General features: G+C 71.6%; 15 protein-coding genes. 8 read left to right on the top strand and 7 right to left on the bottom strand.

The genetic code is table 11. The features are described 5' to 3' along the window. The first annotated feature begins 15 nt into the window (after positions 1–15). Together IAG42_RS23135 and IAG42_RS23130 are read left to right on the top strand one after the other, a co-directional pair. Positions 16–1026 (top strand): ATP-binding cassette domain-containing protein, encoded by a 1011-nt coding sequence (locus IAG42_RS23135; RefSeq protein ID WP_394811236.1) that lies wholly within the window; start codon positions 16–18, stop codon positions 1024–1026. Then, positions 1023–1805, top strand: coding sequence for an ABC transporter permease (locus IAG42_RS23130; RefSeq protein ID WP_188338867.1), 783 nt, complete (start codon positions 1023–1025; stop codon positions 1803–1805). The genes IAG42_RS23135 and IAG42_RS23130 overlap by 4 nt, the downstream gene beginning before the upstream one ends. A gap of 80 nt (positions 1806–1885) precedes the next feature. Here IAG42_RS23130 and IAG42_RS23125 read toward each other — a convergent pair whose 3' ends face one another. From IAG42_RS23125 to IAG42_RS23115, 3 genes are all read right to left on the bottom strand, one after another. Next, positions 1886–3628 (bottom strand): GMC family oxidoreductase, encoded by a 1743-nt coding sequence (locus tag IAG42_RS23125; RefSeq protein WP_188338866.1) that lies wholly within the window; start codon positions 3626–3628, stop codon positions 1886–1888. Next, positions 3621–5552, bottom strand: coding sequence for an AMP-dependent synthetase/ligase (locus IAG42_RS23120; protein WP_188338865.1), 1932 nt, complete (start codon positions 5550–5552; stop codon positions 3621–3623). Before IAG42_RS23120 ends, IAG42_RS23125 begins: the two co-directional genes overlap by 8 nt. Positions 5553–5750: 198 nt before the next feature. Then, positions 5751–6431 carry a TetR/AcrR family transcriptional regulator gene (locus tag IAG42_RS23115; protein ID WP_223206129.1) on the bottom strand — a complete coding sequence of 227 codons (681 nt, stop codon included), beginning with the start codon at positions 6429–6431 and terminating at the stop codon, positions 5751–5753. 83 nt (positions 6432–6514) lie between these two features. Here IAG42_RS23115 and IAG42_RS23110 point away from each other — a divergent pair, with 83 nt between their 5' ends. From IAG42_RS23110 to IAG42_RS23090, 5 genes are all read left to right on the top strand, one after another. After that, complete coding sequence (locus IAG42_RS23110; RefSeq protein ID WP_188338864.1) at positions 6515–6982, top strand: SCP2 sterol-binding domain-containing protein; 468 nt, start codon at positions 6515–6517, stop codon at positions 6980–6982. Positions 6983–6996: 14 nt separating this feature from the next. Next, positions 6997–8211, top strand: coding sequence for an acyl-CoA dehydrogenase family protein (locus IAG42_RS23105; protein WP_188338863.1), 1215 nt, complete (start codon positions 6997–6999; stop codon positions 8209–8211). Positions 8212–8463: 252 nt separating this feature from the next. Next, entirely contained in the window at positions 8464–9648 is a 1185-nt protein-coding gene (locus IAG42_RS23100; RefSeq protein WP_188338862.1) for an LLM class flavin-dependent oxidoreductase, read from the top strand. A 3-nt stretch (positions 9649–9651) separates the two neighbouring features. Continuing rightward, a complete protein-coding gene (locus IAG42_RS23095; protein WP_188338861.1) occupies positions 9652–10722 on the top strand; it encodes an alcohol dehydrogenase catalytic domain-containing protein in 1071 nt (356 codons plus the stop codon). A gap of 35 nt (positions 10723–10757) precedes the next feature. Then, on the top strand, positions 10758–12200 hold the full coding sequence (locus tag IAG42_RS23090; RefSeq protein WP_188338860.1) for an MFS transporter: 1443 nt from the start codon (positions 10758–10760) through the stop codon (positions 12198–12200). Here the strand turns inward: IAG42_RS23090 and IAG42_RS23085 are convergent. After that, the gene (locus IAG42_RS23085; protein ID WP_188338859.1) at positions 12146–12784 is read right to left on the bottom strand and encodes a TetR/AcrR family transcriptional regulator; all 639 of its coding nucleotides are present in this window, start codon (positions 12782–12784) and stop codon (positions 12146–12148) included. The genes IAG42_RS23090 and IAG42_RS23085 overlap by 55 nt on opposite strands. Positions 12785–12952: 168 nt before the next feature. On the opposite strand from IAG42_RS23085, the gene IAG42_RS23080 reads away from it, so the two are divergent. After that, on the top strand, positions 12953–13942 hold the full coding sequence (locus IAG42_RS23080; RefSeq protein ID WP_223206128.1) for an alpha/beta fold hydrolase: 990 nt from the start codon (positions 12953–12955) through the stop codon (positions 13940–13942). A gap of 22 nt (positions 13943–13964) precedes the next feature. On the opposite strand, the gene IAG42_RS23075 is transcribed toward IAG42_RS23080, so the two are convergent. The 3 genes from IAG42_RS23075 to IAG42_RS23065 all read right to left on the bottom strand — a co-directional run bounded on the left by IAG42_RS23075 (position 13965) and on the right by IAG42_RS23065 (position 19246). Then, positions 13965–15518: a vWA domain-containing protein gene (locus IAG42_RS23075; RefSeq protein WP_188338858.1), complete on the bottom strand. Its 1554-nt coding sequence runs from the start codon at positions 15516–15518 to the stop codon at positions 13965–13967. A gap of 168 nt (positions 15519–15686) precedes the next feature. Then, entirely contained in the window at positions 15687–16556 is an 870-nt protein-coding gene (locus tag IAG42_RS23070; protein WP_188338857.1) for an ABC transporter permease, read from the bottom strand. Next, complete coding sequence (locus IAG42_RS23065; RefSeq protein WP_188338856.1) at positions 16553–19246, bottom strand: alpha/beta fold hydrolase; 2694 nt, start codon at positions 19244–19246, stop codon at positions 16553–16555. The genes IAG42_RS23070 and IAG42_RS23065 overlap by 4 nt, the downstream gene beginning before the upstream one ends. Between the last annotated feature and the right edge of the window lie 94 nt (positions 19247–19340).

Raw genomic sequence — 19340 nt, 5'->3', positions numbered from 1 at the left:
ATGCCTTCATCTGTCATGCCCACATCCAAAACAGCGGTCTCGGCCTCGACCGCCCCCGCGATCTCCGCCGTTGGCCTGCGCAAGTCCTACGGCGACAAGACCGTCCTCGACGGCATCGATCTACGCATCCCTTCCGGCAGCGTCTTCGCCCTGCTCGGGCCGAACGGAGCCGGTAAGACCACCACCGTGGAGATCCTTTCCACGCTGGTCGGCGCGGACGGCGGCCACGCCCAGGTCGCGGGCCACGACATCGCCGCCGAACCCGACGCGGTACGCGCCGCCATCGGTGTCACCGGCCAGTTCGCCGCCCTCGACCACCTCCTCAGCGCCGAGGAGAACCTGCTGCTCATGGCCGACCTGCTGCGCCTCGGCCGACGCGAGGGCCGAGCCCGCACCCAGGCCCTCCTCGAACGGTTCGACATCGCGGACGTCGCCAAGAACCGCGCCGCGACCTTCTCCGGCGGCATGCGTCGCCGGCTCGACCTGGCGATGACCCTGGTCGGCGACCCCCAGGTGATCTTCCTGGACGAGCCGACGACCGGACTCGACCCGCGCAGTCGCCGCACCATGTGGGACACCGTGCGCGGGCTTGTCGCGAACGGCACCACCGTCTTCCTCACCACCCAGTACCTGGAGGAGGCCGACCAGTTGGCCGACCGGATCGCCGTGCTCGACGGCGGCCGGATCGTCGCCGAGGGCACCGCCGACGAACTCAAGGCGCAGATCCCCGGCAGCCACGTACGTCTACGCTTCGACGACCTCGCCGCCTACGAGCAGGCAGGCGCGGCCTTCCCTAGCGCGGCCCGTGACGACGAGAACCTCGCCCTGCGGCTCGCGGGCGGCGGTGACCTCGACGCGCTGCGCACCCTCTTCGACCGGCTCGACGCCGCCGGCGTCCGCACCGCCGACTTCTCCGTGCACACCCCCGACCTGGACGACGTGTTCCTCGCCCTGACCGGCGAGGGCACCGGTTCCACCGACCCGGCCGACGCCGCCCAGCTGCACATCAAGGAGACCCTGCGATGAGTTCGCTCACCTATGCCGTGCACGACTCCCGGATCATGCTGCGGCGCAACCTCAAGCACGCCATCCGCTACCCGGCGGTCGGCTTCGGCAGCGCCCTGACGCCGATTCTGATGCTGCTGCTGTTCGCGTACGCCTTCGGTGACTCGATCGGTGCGGGCATGGGAGGCGGCCGCGACACCTACGTGAACTATCTGACGCCCGGCATCATCATCATGGGCGTCGCGTCCGGGTCGATGTCGACGTCGATCGCGGTCTGCCAGGACATGACCGAGGGCATCATCAACCGCTTCCGGACCATGCCCATCACCCGCTCCTCGTTCATGACAGGACATGTGATCGGCAGCGTCGTGCAGACGATGGCCTGTCTCGTGCCGGTCGTCGCCGTCGCGTTCGCCGTCGGCTTCCGGTCGGACGCGACCGCGCTGGAGTGGCTGGCCGCGGCCGGGCTCCTGGCGGCCATCGCGTTCGCGGTGACCTGGCTGTCGGCGGCGCTCGGTCTGATCTCCAAGACGGTCGAGTCCGCGAGCAACAAGCCGCTGCTCGTCCAGTTCCTCCCCTTCCTCGGCTCCGCCTTCGTGCCGGCCGACTCGATGTCACCGGGACTGCGCTGGTTCGCCGAGAACCAGCCGTTCACCCCCATGACCGAGACCCTGCGCGGGCTGCTGTCGGGCACGGAGATCGGCAACAGCGGGTGGATCTCGCTGGCCTGGTGCATGGTCATCGCCTCCGTCGGTTACGTCTGGTCCCGCTCGAAGTTCAACAGCACCACCAAGCGCTGACCGAACGCTGTCCGTTCGCTGACCGTGTGCTGACCGACCGCCCGCGCTCCACCCGCCGACGCCCACTCAGCGCCGCCCGCTCACCACCTCAGCGCGCCGAACGCCCCCGCCGGAACGGCCGGGGCCTTCGGCATGACCGGCCTCAGTTCCGCGTACGCGGCCCCCGGTTCGGGCCTGGGGTCCTTCTCCCCTTTGTTCGGCCAGTACGACATGGCCCGCTCGGCCTGCGCCGTGATCGTCAGCGACGGGTTGACCCCGAGGTTCGCGGAGACCGCCGAACCGTCCACCACCGAGATCCCCGGATGTCCGTGCAGCCGGTGGTACGGATCCACGACCCCGCGCTCCGGCGTCGCGCCGATCGGGCAGCCGCCGAGGAAGTGGGCGGTGAGCGGCTTGCCGAGCAACTCGCCGAGGTTGGTGCCGGCGAAGCCGTTGATGGACTCGGCGATCAGGCCCGCCGCCTCCCAGCCTTCCGGGATGTGCACGGGGTTGGGCGTTCCGTGGCCCTGCTCGGCGGTGAGCTGTCCGCGCCGGGTGAGGCTCGTGGTGAGGGAGTTGTCGTGGGTCTGCATGACGAGACCGATGATGGTCCGCTCGGACCAGCGGCGCAGGACGACGGTGCGGGCGACGAGGACCGGGTGGGAGAGGAAGGCGAGGGCGGCGGCGAGCGGCTTGGGCAGGTTCTGGCGGTACTGCGGAACGCAGATGAGGGCCATGAGGTTGGAGCCCTTGCCGTAGCGGACGTTCTCGATGTGGGTGGTGGGGTTGGGGTGGACGGACGAGGTGATAGCGACGCCGCGGGTGAAGTCGATGTCCTTGCGGCCGAGCCGGCGCGGCCAGGTCAGGGCGCCGACCAGGGCCTCGGAGTTGGTGCGGGTGAGCACGCCGAGCCGGTCGGAGAGGCGGGGCAGGGTCCCGTCGGCTCTCATCCGGTGCAGCAGGGTCTGGGTGCCGTAGGTGCCGGCGGCGAGGACGACGCGGCGGGCGCGGAGCACGGTGCGGCGGCCGCGGCGCTGCCGGTTCGTGGGCACGGTGGTGATCTCGTACGTGCCGTCGGACCGTTCGCGTACGGCGGTGACCGTGGTCATGGGGCGGACCTCGGCGCCGGCCCGTTCGGCGAGGTGAAGGTAGTTCTCGGTGAGGGTGTTCTTGGCGCCGACGCGGCAGCCGGTCATGCAGGATCCGCATTCGGTGCAGGCGGTGCGGGCGGGTCCGGCACCTCCGAAATAGGGATCGGGAACTTCCGTGCCGGGCCCGGCCGTTGTCGAACCGTCGGCGTCCTCACCGTCGCCGAAGAACACGCCCACGGGCGTGAGCCGGAAGGTGTCCCCCGCGCCCATCCGTCCGGCCGCGTCCCGCAGCAGTTCGTCGGCCTCGGTGGTGGTGGGGTTGGTGCGCACGCCGAGCATGCGGCGGGCCTGGTCGTAATACGGAGCGAGTTCGCGCTGCCAGTCGGTGATGTCGGCCCATTGGCGGTCGCGGAAGAAGGGGGCCGGGGGTACGTAGAGGGTGTTGGCGTAGTTGAGGGAGCCGCCTCCCACGCCGGCGCCGGCGAGCACCATGACGTTTTTCATCAGGTGGATGCGCTGGATGCCGTACATGCCGAGGCGGGGTGCCCAGAGGTAGTCGCGCAGGGAGAGGGAGGTGCGGGGCAGGGTGTCGCGGGTGTGGCGGCGGCCGGCTTCGAGGACGGCGACGCGGTAGCCCTTCTCGGTGAGCCGGAGGGCGGAGACGGAGCCGCCGAATCCGGAGCCCACGACGACGACGTCGTAGTCCGTGCCGGGCTCGGACGCGGGATCAGGCTGAGGCTGGGGCTCAGGCACCGTACAGCTCCTCGATCTCGCGGGCGTACGCCGCCATGACCGCTGTTCGTTTGATCTTCAGGGAGGGGGTGAGCAGTCCGTTGTCCTCGGTGAACTCGCCGTCGACCAGGGTGAATTTGCGGATGGACTCGGCGCGGGAGACGGCCTCGTTGGCGTAGTCGACGGCCTTCTGGACAGCGGCGACGATGCGCGGGTCGGCGATCACCTCGGACATGGGGGTGTCGGCGGGCAGTTTCCGCACGCTGAGCCAGTGGGCGACGGACTCGGGTTCGAGGGTGATGACGGCGGCGATGTAGGAGCGGTTGTCGCCGACGACGATGCACTGGCCGACGGGTGAGCGGCTGCGCAGGCGGTCCTCCAGGACGGCCGGGGAGACGTTCTTGCCGCCGCTGGTGACGAGGATGTCCTTCTTGCGGCCGGTGATGCGGAGGTAGCCGTCGGCGTCGAGTTCGCCGAGGTCTCCGGTGGCGAACCAGCCGTCGGGGTCAAGGACTTCGTCGGTCGCGTCCTGGTTCTGCCAGTAGGAGCCGAAGACGATGCCGCCCTTGACGAGCACCTCGCCGTCGTCGGCGATCCGGATGGTGGTGCCGGGTACGGGGAGGCCGACGGTGCCGGGGCGTGGGCGCAGCGGTGGGGTGATGGTGGCGGCGGCCGAGGTCTCGGTGAGGCCGTAGCCCTCGTAGACGACGATGCCGGCTGTGTAGAAGAAGAGGTTGAGGTTGCGGTCGAGGGGGGAGCCGCCGCTGATGGCGTAGCGCAGGCGGCCGCCGAGTTCCTTGCGGACGCGGCGGTAGACGAGGAGGTCGTAGAGGCCGGCGGCGAGCCGGAGGGCGGGGGCCGGGCCCTGGCCGCCGTCCAGGAAGCGGGTGAGGTGGGCTTCGGCGAAGCGGACGGCGATGCGGTCGGCGCGTTCGAAGGAGGCGCCGCGTCCGATCTTCTCGGCGGTGGCGCGTCCGGTCTCGTGGATCTTCTCGAAGAGGTAGGGGACGCCGACGACGAACGTGGGGCGGAAGGAGCGGAGTTCGGGCCGCAGTTCGTCGGGCTTGATGCTCGGGCAGTGGCCGAGCTCGATGCGGGCGAGCTGGCAGGCGATCTGGATGGTGCGGCCGAGGATGTGGGCGAGGGGGAGGAAGAGGAGGGTGGAGGCGGTCTGGCCGGTGATGGCCTTGAAGATGGGATGGAGGAGCTCGACGGTGTTGGCGGCCTCGGCGTGGAGGTTGCCGTGGGTGAGGACGCAGCCCTTGGGGCGTCCGGTGGTGCCGGAGGTGTAGCAGACGGTGGCGATGGTGTCGGGGGTGAGAGCGGCGCGGCGCTTGGTGACTTCCTCGTCGGGTATGTCGCGGCCCAGCGTGGCGAGTTCGAGGACGGCTCCTGCGTCGAGCTGGCGGACAGCGGGGCGGTCGTTCTCGGGGAGCGCGGCGAGGGCGCTCTCGGCGGCCGCGGCGTTCTCCGGGGTCTCGACGATGAGCTGGCGGGCGCCGGAGTCCCGCAGGATCCATTCGATCTGTTCGGGTGAGGAGGTGGCGTAGACGGGGACGGTCTGGCCGCCGGCGGCCCAGATCGCGAAGTCGAGGACCGACCATTCGTAGCGGGTGCGGGACATGAGGGCGACGCGGCCGCCGGGTTCGAGTCCGGCGGCGATCAGTCCCTTGGCGGCGGCGGTGATCTCGCGGGCGAAGGCGGCCGCGGTGACCGGCTTCCACTCCCCCGCCTCCTTGCGGCGCAGGACGACGGCGCCCGGGTCCTCGGCGGCGTTGGTGTACGGGATGTCGGCAGGGGTGGAGCCGTCGGCGGGTGGGGCGGCGAGCGGGGCGACGTGTGCCTGGCGGACGGTTCCGTGTTCGTCCCTGACGAGTTCGGGTCTGGCCCGTTCAGCGAGGTCGCTTCGCTTCCTGGCCCGCTTCAGATCCTTGCGTACGCCCATGACGGCTCCCGGTCGCGCGGCTGCTGAACTCCGGTGCTTGCTCGTACTTACTGGGAGGTCAACTTACCCACGCGTAAGGAAAATTCAACGGGTCACGCAGGAATCCGCACGGGAGACGGGAAGGGAGCCGCGAGCGGAAACGGGAGGGGAGCCGCGAGCGGAAACGGGAGGGGAGCCGTGAGGAGGTCGCGAGAGGAGTCAGTCGCGGGGCAGCCAGGCCTCGCCGTCGAGTACGTCGCGCATGCCCACCCACACCATGTTCATGAGCCGCAGGGCGACACCCTCGGGTGACTGGCCCGGGTTCTGCTCGGTCCAGTCGGTGAGCGAGTCGGCGGCGCCGACCAGGGCGTGCGCCACGAAGTCGGCGTCCTGGGCGCGCAGTCGCTCGCCGCGGCCGCTGTCGCTGATGCCGTCGCTGATCAGTCCGGCGACCTCGGCCATCACCGCGCGGCGCGCCTCGGCGACGGCCGCGGCGATCGCCTCGCTGAGCTCGGAGGCTTGGCGATGGAGGACGACCCAGCTGTCGCGGTGCTCGGCGACGAAGGCGAAAAACGCGGACAGACCTGCGTAGAGCCGCAGTTCGGGGGCGGCGCCGGCGCCGCGCGCCGCGTCCTGGAAGGCGGCGACCAGACGTGCGGCCTCGCGCCGCAGGCAGGCGAGGAAGAGGCCCTCTTTGGAATCGAGGTAGAGATAGACCATCGGCTTGGAGATCCCCGCGAGTTCGGCGATCTCGTCGACGCTGGCCGCGTGATAGCCGCGCTTGGCGAAGACGCCCACGGCCACGTCGATGATCTGCTGCTCGCGCACTTCGCGCGGCACGCGCTTGCGCCGCCCGGCCGCTGCCGTGCGCCCTTGAGCCGCTCCCCGTGTCCCCGTCACCCTTGTCAGCCTATCTACGTCGCCGTAACCTTACCAAGCAGTAATCTTACTGATTAGTAAGAAACTTACCGAGGGAGACTTCCATGAGCGGTGCCGACGAGATCGCGGGCCTCGACTTCGCGAGCGTCACGCCCGAGGAGTTCGCACGGATCGTCAAGGGCCTGTCCGCGAAGGAGATCAACGAGATCGCGCGGGACGCCGAGTTGCGCGGCCGTGTCCTGAAGGAGGTCTTCGGGCGCATGGAGCGGCAGTTCAAGCCCGAGGTCGCCGGGCAGCTGGAGGCGCTGATCCGCTGGAAGGTCACGGGTCAGGGCGACAACCCCGAGGCCGTCTACGAGACGCACATCTCGAAGGGCACCTGCACGGTCACCGAGGGCCGTTCGGACGCGGAGCCGCGCGTCACGCTCATCATGGGCGACGCCGACTTCCTCAAGCTGGTCTCGGGCAACTCCTCGCCCGTCACCATGTTCATGATGCGCAAGGTCAAGATCGCGGGCGATGTCGCGCTCGCCTCCGGCCTGACCCGCTACTTCGACATCCCGAAGGCCTAGGGGGCGCGGCGGGCATGGTGTTCTCTCTCGAACTGGACGAGGAGCAGCGGGAGCTGCGGGACTGGGTGCACGGTTTCGCGGCGGAGGTCGTGCGCCCCGCGGCCGCTGAGTGGGACGAGCGCGAGGAGACTCCCTGGCCGGTGATCCGGGAGGCCGCGAAGATCGGCCTGTACGGGTTCGAGTCGCTGGCCGAGCTGTTCGGCGACCCGACGGGGATCTCCCTGCAGATCGCCAACGAGGAGCTGTTCTGGGGCGACGCCGGCATCGGCATGTCGCTGTTCGGCACCTCGCTCGCGGTGGCCGGGATCTTCTCGTCCGGGACGCCCGATCAGCTGGCCGAGTGGGTGCCGCAGTGCTTCGGCGACGAGACGGACCCGAAGCTCGCCGCGTTCTGCGTGTCCGAGCCGCAGGCCGGTTCGGACGTGGCGGCGATGCGGACGCGGGCCCGTTACGACGGGGCCAAGGACGAATGGGTCCTGTCCGGCCAGAAGGCCTGGATCACCAACGGCGGGATAGCGAACGTGCACGTGGTCGTCGCCTCCGTCGACCCGGAGCTGGGCTCGCGCGGCCAGGCGGCCTTCATCGTGCCGCCGGGCACTCCGGGCCTCGAAGGCGCCCGCAAGATCAAGAAGCTGGGCCTGCGTGCCTCGCACACCGCCGATGTCTTCCTCGACGACGTACGGGTCCCGGGCCACTGCCTGCTCGGCGGCAAGGAGAAGCTCGACGCCCGTCTCGCGCGGGCCCGCGAGGGGACCCGGGGCGGTCGCGGACAGGCCGCGATGTCCACGTTCGAGGTCAGCCGCCCCACGGTCGGCGCCCAGGCTCTCGGCATCGCCCGCGCCGCCTACGAGTACGCCCTCGACTACGCGGGCGAACGTGAGGCGTTCGGCCGCCCGATCATCGACAACCAGGCCATCGCCTTCGCCCTCGCGGACATCCGTACGGAGATCGAGGCCTGCCGCCTCCTCATCTGGCAGGCCGCGTGGATGGCCCGCAACAACAAGACCTTCGACGCGGGCCAGGGCTCGATGTCGAAGCTCCGGGCCGGCGAACTCGCGGTCTCGGCGACGGAGAAGGCCATCCAGGTCCTCGGCGGCGCCGGCTACAGCCGCGAGCACCCCGTCGAGCGCATGTACCGGGACGCGAAGATCTACACCATTTTCGAGGGCACGAGCGAGATCCAGCGCCTGGTCATCGCCCGCGCGATCTCGGGGCGGCAGATCCGGTAGGTCCACCCGCAAACCGCCCGCAAACCGCACAGAAGTCGATTCAGGCCCGCGCTGGTTCCCCACGCAGCGCGGGCCTGAGGCATGTCCGGGGGGCGGTCCCGGTCAGCGGTAAGAGTTCTATCACGTGATTGAAATACGTGATACACAACCAGGCATCGGGCCCGCTTCGCCGGGGATGCCCGAGTGTTCCCGTGCTCGCTCCGCCCGGTGCAACGCAGCGCCAAGTAGCGTCAAGTGAGGGGAAGTTCAACGATGTGGTCGGCCGAATCACTGAAGTTCGGGGCCTTCCTCGCCCCGTTCCACCCGCTGGACGCGGATCCCGCGCTCCAGTTGCGGCGGGACATCGATCTCATGACCCATCTGGACCACCTCGGGTTCGAGGAGGCGTGGATGGGTGAGCACCATTCGACAGGGGCCGAGATCGTGCCCGCGCCGGACCAGTTCATCGCGGCGGCGGCCGAGCGGACGTCCCGGATCCGGTTCGGCACGGGTGTGGTCTCGCTGCCGTACCACCACCCGCTGATCACCGTCGACCGCATCACGCAGCTCGACCTGCAGACCCGGGGCCGGGTGATCCTGGGGACCGGGCCGGGGAAGATCCCGCTGGACGCGCGCATGATGGGCATCGACCCGGCCGAGCAGCGGCTCATGCAGGGCGAGGCGCTGGAGGTCGTACTGCCGCTGCTGCGCGGCGAGGTGGTGTCGCGGGAGACGGACTGGTTCACGCTCCGCGAGGCACGGGCCCAGCTGCCGACGTACGACCCGGCCGGCATCGAGGTCGTCGCCGCCTCCACCGTCTCCCCGAACGGATCGGTGCTCGCCGGGAAGCACGGCCTGTCCCTGCTGTCCCTGGCCGCGAGCTCCCCCGCCGGGTTCGACGCGCTGGACCGGAACTGGGAGATCTACGAGAAGGTCTCCGCCGAGCACGGGCACGTCGCCGACCGTTCCCGCTGGCGCCTGGTGAACCCGATGTTCCTGGCCGAGACGCAGGCCGACGCCGAGCGCGCGGTCAGCCGCCGCATCCAGGCCATGGCCGCGTACGCGAACCGGCAGAACGGCCGCTACCCCGACTGGGCGGCCACCCCGCAGGGCGTCATCGACTTCTGGCGCCACAACTCCCTCGGCGAGTTCGGGCAGGCCGTCATCGGCACCCCGGACCAGGCCATCGCCCGGATCGAGGCGCTGATCGAGAAGACGGGCGGCTTCGGGACGATGCTCGTCCTGCACGTCGACATGGCGAACTGGGAGGACACCAAGCGCAGTTACGAACTGTTCGCCTCCGAGGTCGTCCCGCACTTCCGCAACCGGAACCGGAACCGCCAGGCCAGCCTGCAGTTCGCCGAGGACCACCGCGAACAGCTCATCGGGCAGCTGGCCGGAGCGATCACCAAGGCGCACACCGAGTACTACGGCGAGCCCCGAGCCGAGGAGGCCTGAGCCATGCGTGCCGTGCAGTTCCTGGACGGCGAGTTCCGCCTCGCCGACGTGCCCGAACTCCCGCCCCTCGGCCCGCGCCAGCTCCGCGTCGAGGTCGCCGCGTGCGGCATCTGCGGCAGCGATCTGACGGTGTCGAAGGACGCGGACCGGTTCTGCGAGGTGGTCGAGGGCGCCGACTATCCGCTCGCCCGGTTCGATCCGGAGCGCCCGATCGTGCTCGGCCACGAGTTCTCCGGCGTCGTCACGGAGGCGGGCGCCGAGGTGGGCGACTTCTCCGTCGGCGACCGCGTGGCGGGCCTCGGCATCGTCACCGATCCGGCCACCGGCGTCCCGACGATCATCGGCTACTCGAACACGTACCACGGGGCCTTCGGCGACTTCATCACCGTGGACGCGTTCTGGGCCCGCCACGTGCCCGACGGTCTCTCCCTGGAGCACGCGGCGCTCGCCGAGCCGCTGCACGTCGGCGAGATGCACGTCCAGCGCTCCGGGCTCACCGCCGCGGACTCGGCGCTGGTGATCGGCTGCGGCACGATCGGCCTCGGCGCGATCGTCGCGGCGAAGGCCCGCGGCGTCCGGACGGTCATCGCCTCCGAACCCTCGCCCAAACGCCGCGAGCTCGCCGCGAAGATGGGCGCGGACCATGTCGTCGACCCGGCCGAGCAGGACCCGATCGAGCTCTACGACTCCCTTGTCCAGCAAGGGGAGACGGGCGACGGCATCCTCATCGCGTACGAGTGCAGCGGGCGGGCCGGGATGCTGGGCGGGCTGCTGCACCGGCTCCCGTACGACTCGCGGATCCAGGTCCTCGCCGCGCCGTTCGCCGACGAGACGATCATCCCCGTGGTCGGTCAGCTGCGGCGCATCGCCGTGAACTTCGGCCACGGGCCCACCGAGAACGCGTACGAGACAGTGCTGCGGCGGCTCGCCGACGGTGAGATCGACGCCGAGGCGATCATCACATCCCGCATCCCACTCGACGAGGTCCCCGAAGCCTTCGCCGCTCTGCGCTCCCCCGCCGAGCACGTGAAGATCCTCGTGCTCCCCCACGGCACGGGCCACCAGCAGGGCTGATCCGGCAACGTCCCTACCGCTCAAGGGAGTACGTCATGCCTGCCTCCCCATCCCCATCCCCATCCCCATCCCCGTCCCCGTCCCCGTCCCCGTCCCCGTCCCCCTCCCCGGAACCGATCCCCACCGACCCCGTACTGCTGCGCAAGGTGGCGGTGTCGAGTTTCCTCGGCACCGTCATCGAGTACTACGACTTCCTGGTCTACGGCACCATGGCCGCCCTCGCCTTCGGCCAGCTCTTCTTCCCGCAGTCCAACCCGGCGGCCGGCACCATCGCCGCGTTCGGCACGCTCGCCGCCGGTTACGTCGCCCGCCCGCTCGGCGGCGCCGTGTTCGGGCACTTCGGCGACCGGCTCGGCCGCAAGTCCATGCTGATCCTCACGATGGTCCTCATGGGCGGCGCCAGCTTCCTCATCGGCCTGCTGCCCACGTACGCGACGATCGGCGTCGCCGCCCCCGCCCTGCTGGTGCTGCTGCGCGTGGTGCAGGGCATCGCGATCGGCGGCGAGTGGGGCGGCGCGACGCTGATGGTCGTCGAGCACGCCGACGCCCGCCGCCGGGGGTTCTGGAGCGGGCTCATGCAGATGGGCGCCCCGCTCGGCGGCCTGCTCTCCACGATCACGGTGACGGCGATCGCCACGCTGCCGACCAGGGACTTCCTCGCCTGGGGCTGGCGTATCCCGTTCCTGTGCAGCGCGCTGCTGCTCGGGATCGGCCTGTACGTGCGGCTCGGGGTGACGGAGAGCCCGCTCTTCCGGCAGCAGCAGGCCGCCGCGGCGCGGGAGCCGTCCGAAGGTCCGCGGATGCCGCTGCTGCGGGTGCTGCGCCGGCCGCGCACGCTGCTGCTCGGCTGCGCGGTGGGCATCGGCCCGTTCGCGCTGACCGCGATGATCAGCACGTTCATGCTCACGTACGCCACGACCGTCGGGTACACGCGCGCGAACGTGATGACGGGGCTGCTCTACACCTCGCTCGTCGGGCTGGTCGCGATCCCGTTCTTCTCCGCGCTCTCCGACCGGATCGGGCGCCGCAAAGTGGTGCTCGGCGGGGCGGTCGCCACGATGCTGGGCGCGTTCCCGTTCTTCGCGCTGATCGACTCCGGGTCACCGGCGCTGCTGGTCACGGCGATGGTGCTCGGGCAGGGACTGCTCCAGTCGTCGATGTACGCGCCGCTGGCCCCGCTGCTGTCCGAGCTGTTCGGCACCCGGGTGCGGTACACGGGCGCCTCGCTCGGCTATCAGCTGGCCGCGCTGGTCGGGGCCGGGTTCACGCCGCTCGTCGCGAGCAGTCTGTTCGCGGCGTCGGGGAGTGCGCGCAGCGCGCCGCTCGCGGGCCTGGTGATCGGGTGCGGTCTGGTGACGGCGCTGGCGATCTGGCGGCTGGCGGAGACCCGGGGCCGCGATCTGGCCGTCGACGAGGGCGGGACTCAGCCGAGCATGCGCTCCGCGCCGCCGATGACGAAGGTGACCAGGTCCTCGTAGAACTCGACGAGTTCGTCGCGGCCGAGGCGGGCGCCCCGGCCGCCGAGCCCGTCGGCGTGGCTGAGCATCTGGAGGAAGCCCATCACCACCAACGGCCAGCGCAGGTCGATGCGTTCGGCGTCGCAGTCGGGGAAGGCGCGGCCCACCTGCTTGCGCAGGCTCGCCGCGACGGCGTCCTGGCCGGTGGACTCGATGGCCGGGCGGCCGTCGCGCGAGATCTGCACCACGATCTGCACCCAGCGCATGCCGCGCACGCGGTGGCGCAGCAGCAGGGCGAGGTACGGGTCGGTGAGGGCGCGGACGACCTCGGTGGGCGTGGGGGCCTCGCGCCGCTCGGCCAGGGCGTCGCAGTTGGCGGCGATCTCGTCGCGGACGGCGGCGCCGACGCCGAGGAGGACGGCCGCCACCAGGTTCTCCTTGGAACCGAAGTGGTAGTGCACGGAGGCCGGTCCCTGGCCCGCCGCGGCGTTGACCGCGCGGACCGAGACGGCGTCCACGCCCTGGGTGGCGAAGAGGCGCTCGGCCGCCTTGATCAACTGCTGCCGGGTGGCGTCGCCCTGCCGGTTCGCTGCGCTGGAGGCCATGCCCGGCAGCATAGACCAGCCCTGCGGAAATCGATCGATCGATCGAATCACTTGATCAAAAACTGACCCAGGAACGGCGCGGACCGACCTGCCCGAACCGACCTGCCCGAACCGACCTGTCCGAACACCCGCCCGAACCACCCTGCCCGAACGGGAGAACGGAAGACGATGACCGTAGAGATCAAGCTGCCCGAGCCGCGCTTCGTGGACACCGATGGCGCACGCCTGGCCGTCTTCGAGGAGAAGCCGGAGCACAGGACGCGCGACGTGTGCGTCGTGCTCTGCCACGGCTTCCCCGAACTGGCCGCGTCCTGGCGCCATCAGCTGCGCCCGATCGCCGACGCGGGCTTCCATGTGATGGCCCCCGACATGCGGGGTTACGGCCTGTCGAGCGGCCCGGAGGACCGCAGCGCCTACAGCATCGCGGAGACGACGGCCGATGTCGCCGCACTGATCGCCGACGCCGGCTACGAGAAGGCGGTGGTGGTCGGGCACGACTTCGGCGGGATGGTCTCGTGGATGATGCCGTACCTCCAACCGGAGTCGGTGGCCGGTGTCATCACGCTCAACACCCCGTTCGGCCACTCGCGCGAGAACCCCGTCGAGCTGTACGAGAAGGCGTACGGGCCGCGGAACTACGTGGCGCACTTCCGCACCCCCGAGTGCGAGGAGGAACTGGACAAGGACCCGGCGCGCTCGTTCCGCTTCTTCATGCGGCGGGACACGGGCGCGGGCACGAACCTGTCCCGGACGGGCCGCCACGACCCCGACAGCATGTCCTACATCCACTGGCTGTGGGACGACGAGTCGACGTGGCCGGGCGAGCTCGTGATGAGCCCGGAGGAGCTGCGGTACTACAGCGAGGCTTACGCCCGTACGGGGTTCGGGGGCGGCCTGAGCTGGTACCACAGCATCCTGCGGAACTGGGAGGTGCAGCGCGAGCGGTTCCCGGACGGGAACGTGCCCAAGGCCCGTGTCCCCGCACTGCTCGTCGCCGCGCGGCACGACCCGATCTGTCATCCGGCGCTCACCGACGATCTCCTCCAGTACTTCGAGGAGTTCGAGCGCCGGATGATCGGCACGGGGCACTGGACGCAGCTGGAGGATCCCGAGGGCACGAACGCGATCCTGGTCGACTGGCTGACCCGGCACTTCTGACGGCCGTGTACCCAGAAGGCAGCTAGGCCCGCCGCAGCCCCTCCGCCTCCTCGATCGCCTCGGCCAGGTCCTGTACGTCCGGGTCCTCGGTGGAAGCGCCCAACTCCCGTACATGTGCGGCGAGTCGGTCGAGGGACGGCTCGCCCGGGAACGGGGTGGCCCCCGAACCGCCGAGGCGGTGGGCGAAGTAGGCGGCGGCCGCGGACAGGCGCAGCCGGGGCGGGGTGGCCTCCGACCACAGGGGGCGGTCGAGGGCGGCCGCCGAGACGGTGCCGCTGCGCTCGCGCGGGGCCCGGCTCTCGGGGTCGAGCCAGCGGACGGTGGCCTCGGCGACGCGGCCCTCGGCGCCCTCGCGGACCTTGACGGCGTAGAGGGCGGTCACGGTGTGGCCGGGGCCGATCTCGCCGCCGTCGACGGTGTCGTCGCGGAAGTCGTCGTCGGCGACGCGCCGGTTCTCGTAGCCGAGGAGCCGGAAGTCGGTGACGTTCTCGCGGTCGAAGACGACCTGGGCCTTGGCGTCGCGGGCGCGCAGCTGCACGTTGGCGGGCAGTTGGTCGACGAAGACCTTGCGGGCGTCGGCGGGTGTGGAGACGTAGGTGGTGTGGCCGTCGCCCTTGTCGGCGAGGCGCTCCATCAGGGCGTCGCCGTAGTCGCTGCCGACGCCGACGCCGAACAGGGTGATGCCGTGCTCGCGGCGGGCGTCCCCGATGCGTTCGAGAATGGCGTCGGCGTCGGTCTCGCCGGTGTTGGCGAGGGCGTCGGACAGCAGCACGACGCGGTTGGTGGCGCCCTCCCGCACCCCCTCGACGGCGGTGTCGTAGCCGGTGCGGATGCCAGCGTCGAGGTTGGTGGAGTCGGTGGGTTCGAGCCGGTCGACGGCCCGGTGGACGCGGTCGCGGGCGGCGCCGTCGCGGGCGCCGAGCCGGGTCATCGGCAGGACGGTCTCGGCCTCGTCGCTGAAGGTGACGACGGCGATGGAGTCGTCGGCGCCGAGCTGGTCGGTGAGGGTGCCGAGGGACTCCTTGACGAGGTCGAGGCGGCCCGGTTCGGCCATGGAGCCGGAGATGTCGATGACGAAGGTGAGGGCGGCGGGCGGGCGTTCGCCGGAGGCGGAGGCCTGGGCGGTGGCGAGGCCGACCCGCATCAGCCGCCAGCCGTCGGCGCCGGAGCGGGCGCCGTCCACGGTCACCGAGAAGCCGTTGCCGTCGGGGCGCCGGTAGCCCTGCCGGAAGCTGTTGACGAACTCCTCGGGGCGCACGGTGTCCGGCTCCGGCAGCCGGCCGTCGGCGAGGGTGCGGCGGGCGTAGCCGTAGGAGGCGGTGTCGACGTCGAGGGCGAAGGTCGAGCGGTTGTCGCTCATGTCGCGGCGCTCGTCGTCGGGGGCGACGGAGGCGGCGGGACCGCCCTGCGCGCCACCGGAGCCGACGGCCGGCATCCGCTTGTCCTCGGTGGAGGACATGCCGTCGGTGTCCGAGGCGCCGCATCCGGTGAGCAGCAGCCCGCCGGCGAGCGCGGCGGCGACGAGCGCGCCGCCGCGCCTCCTCCGGCCGCGGGTCCTGTCCGTACGGTGTTCCATGCCGCCCCTCCCGTTGCGTCATCCACCGGTGTCGCCGGTGTCCTTGTGACTGTGACGCGGGAGGCGGTCGGAATGTTCGTTCCGGGCGGTTGCGCCTTGGCCTCAAAGGGGTCACGGCGGGTGCCGGTCGTGACCGGTGGGTGATCCTCCGGAGACCGGACCGTCGTGTCAGGACACGACGTCCTTGCGGGCGAACCCCCGGAAGGCCAGGGCGAACAGGACCACCGCGCACGCCACCGACACGGCCGTGCCCTGGATCATGCCGCTCCACTCGGGCTGCGGCTGGATGACGTCCGCCCACGCGAACTGCCAGTGCGCGGGCAGGAAGTCGCGCCAGGAGCCGAGGGCGGTGACGGCATCGAGGACGTTGCCCACGATGGTGAGGAAGACCGCGCCGCCGACCGCGCCGAGCGGGTTGTCCGTCTTCGTCGACAGCCAGAACGCGAGCCCGGCGGTGACCAGTTGGGACACGAAGAGGTAGGCGATGACGACGAGCAGGCGCTGCGCCGCGGTGCCCGCGTCGAGCGCGCCGCCGGTCGGGATCTCCAGCGGGCCCCAGCCGTAGGCGGCGGTGCCGACGCCGAGGGCGACGACGGGCAGCAGCACCATCGCGGCCAGGCTCATGCCGAGCGCGACGACGAGCTTGGACCACAGCAGCCGGGCGCGCGGCACGGGGGCGGCGAGGAGGTAGCGCAGGCTCGACCAGTTGGCCTCGGAGGCGACGGTGTCGCCGCAGAACAGGGCGACGGGGATGACGAGCAGGAAGCCGGCGGACACGAACAGGCAGGTCGCGGCGAAGTTGGCGCCGGACGCGGTGGCCGTGTCCATCAGCGTCACGCGCCCGTTGCGCCCGCCGGGTTCGCCGCCGATGGCGAACGCGGCGACGAGCACGAAGGGCAGGAGTGCGAGCACCGCGCCCATGACGAGGGTGCGGCGCCGCTTGACCTGCCGGACGAGCTCGACCCGCAGGGGCAGGGTGCGGCCGGGGCGGTAGCCGGCGGCCGTCGGGGTCGCGGGGGCGGGGGCGGTGGCGGTCATGCGGGGGTCCCTCCGATCAGCGTGAGGAACGCGTCCTCCAGGCGGCGGTGCGGGCCGACGGACGCCACGGGCACGTCGAGCCGGACGAGGTCCGCGACGAGCCGGGTGGCGCTGCCCGTGCCGGTGAGCCGGACGAGCAGGCCGAGGCCGTCGTCGGCGCGGACCGCCGAGTCGACGCCGTCCAGCGCGGCGATCTTCTCCACCACCGGGTCGGCGATCTCGCCGCCCAGGCCGACGAGGAGCGTGTCGCCGGATCCGACGATCTCCGCGACGGGACCGGCCTGGACGAGCCGGCCGCGGTCCATGACGACGAGGTGCGTGCAGGACTGCTCGACCTCGGCGAGCAGATGGCTGGAGACGATCACGGTGCGGCCGCCGCGCGCGTACCGGATCATCACCTCGCGCATCTCGCGGATCTGCGGCGGGTCGAGCCCGTTGGTCGGCTCGTCGAGGATCAGCAGGTCGGGCAGGCCGAGCATGGCCTGGGCGAGGGCGAGGCGCTGGCGCATGCCCTGCGAGTAGGTGCGCACGGCCCGGGCCAGCGCGTCGCCGAGCCCGGCGATCTCCAGGGCCTCTTCCAGGTGCGCGTCCTCGGCGGGGCGGCCGGTGGCCCGCCAGTACAGCTCCAGGTTCTCCCGGCCGGACAGGTGCGGCAGGAATCCGGCGCCCTCGACGAAGGCGCCGACCCGGGACAGCACGGGTGCGCCGGGGCGGATCGCGTGCCCGAAGACGCGGATCTCGCCCGCGTCGGGGCGGATGAGCCCCATGAGCATGCGCAGGGTGGTGGTCTTGCCCGCCCCGTTGGGCCCGAGCAGGCCGAGGACCTGGCCCTGTTCGACGCGGAAGGACACGTCGCGCACGGCGTAGCGGTCGGTGGACTTCGCGTACTTCTTGCTCAGGTCCGTGATGACGAGCGGGACGTCGGCGAGCTCCGGGTCCGGTGCGGGGGCGCTCGCGCGGCGGCGGGCGGTCAGCACGAGGGCGGCGGCGACGAGCGCGGCCCCGGCCGGCAGCCACCACACCCAGGAGGGCAGCGGCGCGGCGCCCGTCTCGACGCCGGGCGCCGTCGGCAGGCTCAGCGCGCCGCCCGACAGACTGACCTTGTACGTGGCGGGCTCGGCCGGTGACGCGTACCCGAGGTCCGTCGAGGACAGGACGAGCCGCAGCCGGTGCCCCTTCTGCACCTCGTGGTCGATCGCGGGGAGCGTGATCGTGACGTCCTTGCCGGCGCCGCCCGCGCCGGTCACCTTCACGGGGGTGACGAGCTGGGAGGGCAGCACCTCGCGGGCTCCGCCGGGCCCGGCGTCGTAGACCTTGGCGAACAGGACGGCCTTGCCGGTGGACGAGGTCACGTGCGCGGTGACGGCCGGCGAGCCGGTGACGTGCACGGAGCGGTTCAGCGGCGCGGTGTCGAAGCGGGCGAACTGGCCGGGGAAGTCGAGGGCGACGCTCAGCCCGAGCGAGGAGGACAGCGAGGAGACGCTGCCCAGGCCGGGCACGGCGGAGATCGACGGCGGGCCGCCGCCCGGCGGGTTCTCGAAGGTCTCGGTGCCGGACTTCAGCGGGACGGACACGCGGCGCTCGCCGCGCAGCCCCGGGTACGTGGCGCCGCTCGCGCCGCGCAGGGTGGCGGCGCCGTCGGTGGAGTCGACGCCTCCGGTGCGGGTGACGCGGAAGGCGGGGCCGGTGTCCGCGCTCTTGTCGCCCTTCAGGTAGCGGTCGAACCAGGCGGAGACGCGCCCGGTGACCCGGTCCACCTCCATGTCGCCGCCGTCGTGTCCGCCGGCGAGCCAGTCGACGTCGACGGGCGCGCCGTTGGCCCGGATCTGCCGCGCCATCGCGTCGGCCTGGCCGAGCGGGAACAGCGAGTCGGTCTGCCCCTGCGCGATGAGGGTGGGCACCTTGATGCGCTCCCCGACGGCCGACGGGCTGCGTTCCTCGAGGAGCTTGCGGGCGGCGGCGTCCGGTTCCCCGGACACGGCCACCCTGCGGTACATGGCGCACAGGTCCTTCTCGAACCGCCCGCACCCGGTGCCGGCCGCGCTCGTGCGCGCGCCGAGGTCGGCGGACCCGGAGGTGAAGAAGATCCCGGTCCACAGCTTCTTGAACACGCCGTCGGGGAACAGGGCGTCGGCGAGGTTCCAGTACGTGATCTGCGGTGCGATGGCGTCGACCCGGTCGTCGTGGGCGGCGGCGAGCAGGGACACCGCGCCGCCGTACGAGGCGCCGGTGACACCGACGCGCGGGTCGCCCGCCTTGTCGAGCCTCACCTCGGAGCGGCCGGCCAGCCAGTCGACGAGCCGGGACACGTCGGCGACCTCGGCGTCAGCGCTGTTGAGCCCGATCTTGCCGCCGGAGCGGCCGAAGCCGCGCGCCGACCAGGTCAGCACCGCGTACCCGCCGCGCGCGAGCCGCTCGGCCTCGCCGCGCACATCGGCCTTGCTGCCGCCGAACCCGTGCGCGAGCAGCACCGCGGGCCGCTTCTCGCCGCTGTCACCGGCGGTGAAGTACGAGGTGTCGACCCGTACGCCGCCGCCCATCGTCATCATGCGGTCCTGCCGGTGCACGGTGGGCTCGCCGCCGGAGGCCACCGCGGACCAGGTCCCCGCTCCCGCGAGCAGCACGGCGACGGCCGCCCCGGCGGCCCATCGCCGTCCGCGCCGCCACGCCCCGCCCAGTCGTAGATCCATGGCGTCCACGCTAAGGCCCGGCCCCTCCCGGCACGTCCCACCGGGGGGCTGAACCCGCCGCCCTCCCCGGGGAGTACGCTCCGCGCCACGCGTA

The organism is Streptomyces xanthii, assembly GCF_014621695.1.
In the GTDB taxonomy this organism is placed as follows: domain Bacteria; phylum Actinomycetota; class Actinomycetes; order Streptomycetales; family Streptomycetaceae; genus Streptomyces; species Streptomyces xanthii.
Note: the sequence above shows the minus strand (reverse complement) of the source record. Positions and strands in the feature narration are given on the sequence as shown.

Excerpts from the sequence above, each read along its gene's own strand:
- IAG42_RS23135 (WP_394811236.1), top strand. The coding sequence starts at position 16 with ATGCCCACATCCAAAACAGCGGTCTCGGCCTCGACCGCCCCCGCGATC.
- IAG42_RS23130 (WP_188338867.1), top strand. The coding sequence starts at position 1,023 with ATGAGTTCGCTCACCTATGCCGTGCACGACTCCCGGATCATGCTGCGG.
- IAG42_RS23120 (WP_188338865.1), bottom strand. The coding sequence starts at position 5,552 with ATGGGCGTACGCAAGGATCTGAAGCGGGCCAGGAAGCGAAGCGACCTC.
- IAG42_RS23110 (WP_188338864.1), top strand. The coding sequence starts at position 6,515 with ATGAGCGGTGCCGACGAGATCGCGGGCCTCGACTTCGCGAGCGTCACG.
- IAG42_RS23105 (WP_188338863.1), top strand. The coding sequence starts at position 6,997 with ATGGTGTTCTCTCTCGAACTGGACGAGGAGCAGCGGGAGCTGCGGGAC.
- IAG42_RS23100 (WP_188338862.1), top strand. The coding sequence starts at position 8,464 with ATGTGGTCGGCCGAATCACTGAAGTTCGGGGCCTTCCTCGCCCCGTTC.
- IAG42_RS23095 (WP_188338861.1), top strand. The coding sequence starts at position 9,652 with ATGCGTGCCGTGCAGTTCCTGGACGGCGAGTTCCGCCTCGCCGACGTG.
- IAG42_RS23090 (WP_188338860.1), top strand. The coding sequence starts at position 10,758 with ATGCCTGCCTCCCCATCCCCATCCCCATCCCCATCCCCGTCCCCGTCC.
- IAG42_RS23085 (WP_188338859.1), bottom strand. The coding sequence starts at position 12,784 with ATGGCCTCCAGCGCAGCGAACCGGCAGGGCGACGCCACCCGGCAGCAG.
- IAG42_RS23080 (WP_223206128.1), top strand. The coding sequence starts at position 12,953 with ATGACCGTAGAGATCAAGCTGCCCGAGCCGCGCTTCGTGGACACCGAT.
- IAG42_RS23075 (WP_188338858.1), bottom strand. The coding sequence starts at position 15,518 with ATGGAACACCGTACGGACAGGACCCGCGGCCGGAGGAGGCGCGGCGGC.
- IAG42_RS23070 (WP_188338857.1), bottom strand. The coding sequence starts at position 16,556 with ATGACCGCCACCGCCCCCGCCCCCGCGACCCCGACGGCCGCCGGCTAC.
- IAG42_RS23065 (WP_188338856.1), bottom strand. The coding sequence starts at position 19,246 with ATGGATCTACGACTGGGCGGGGCGTGGCGGCGCGGACGGCGATGGGCC.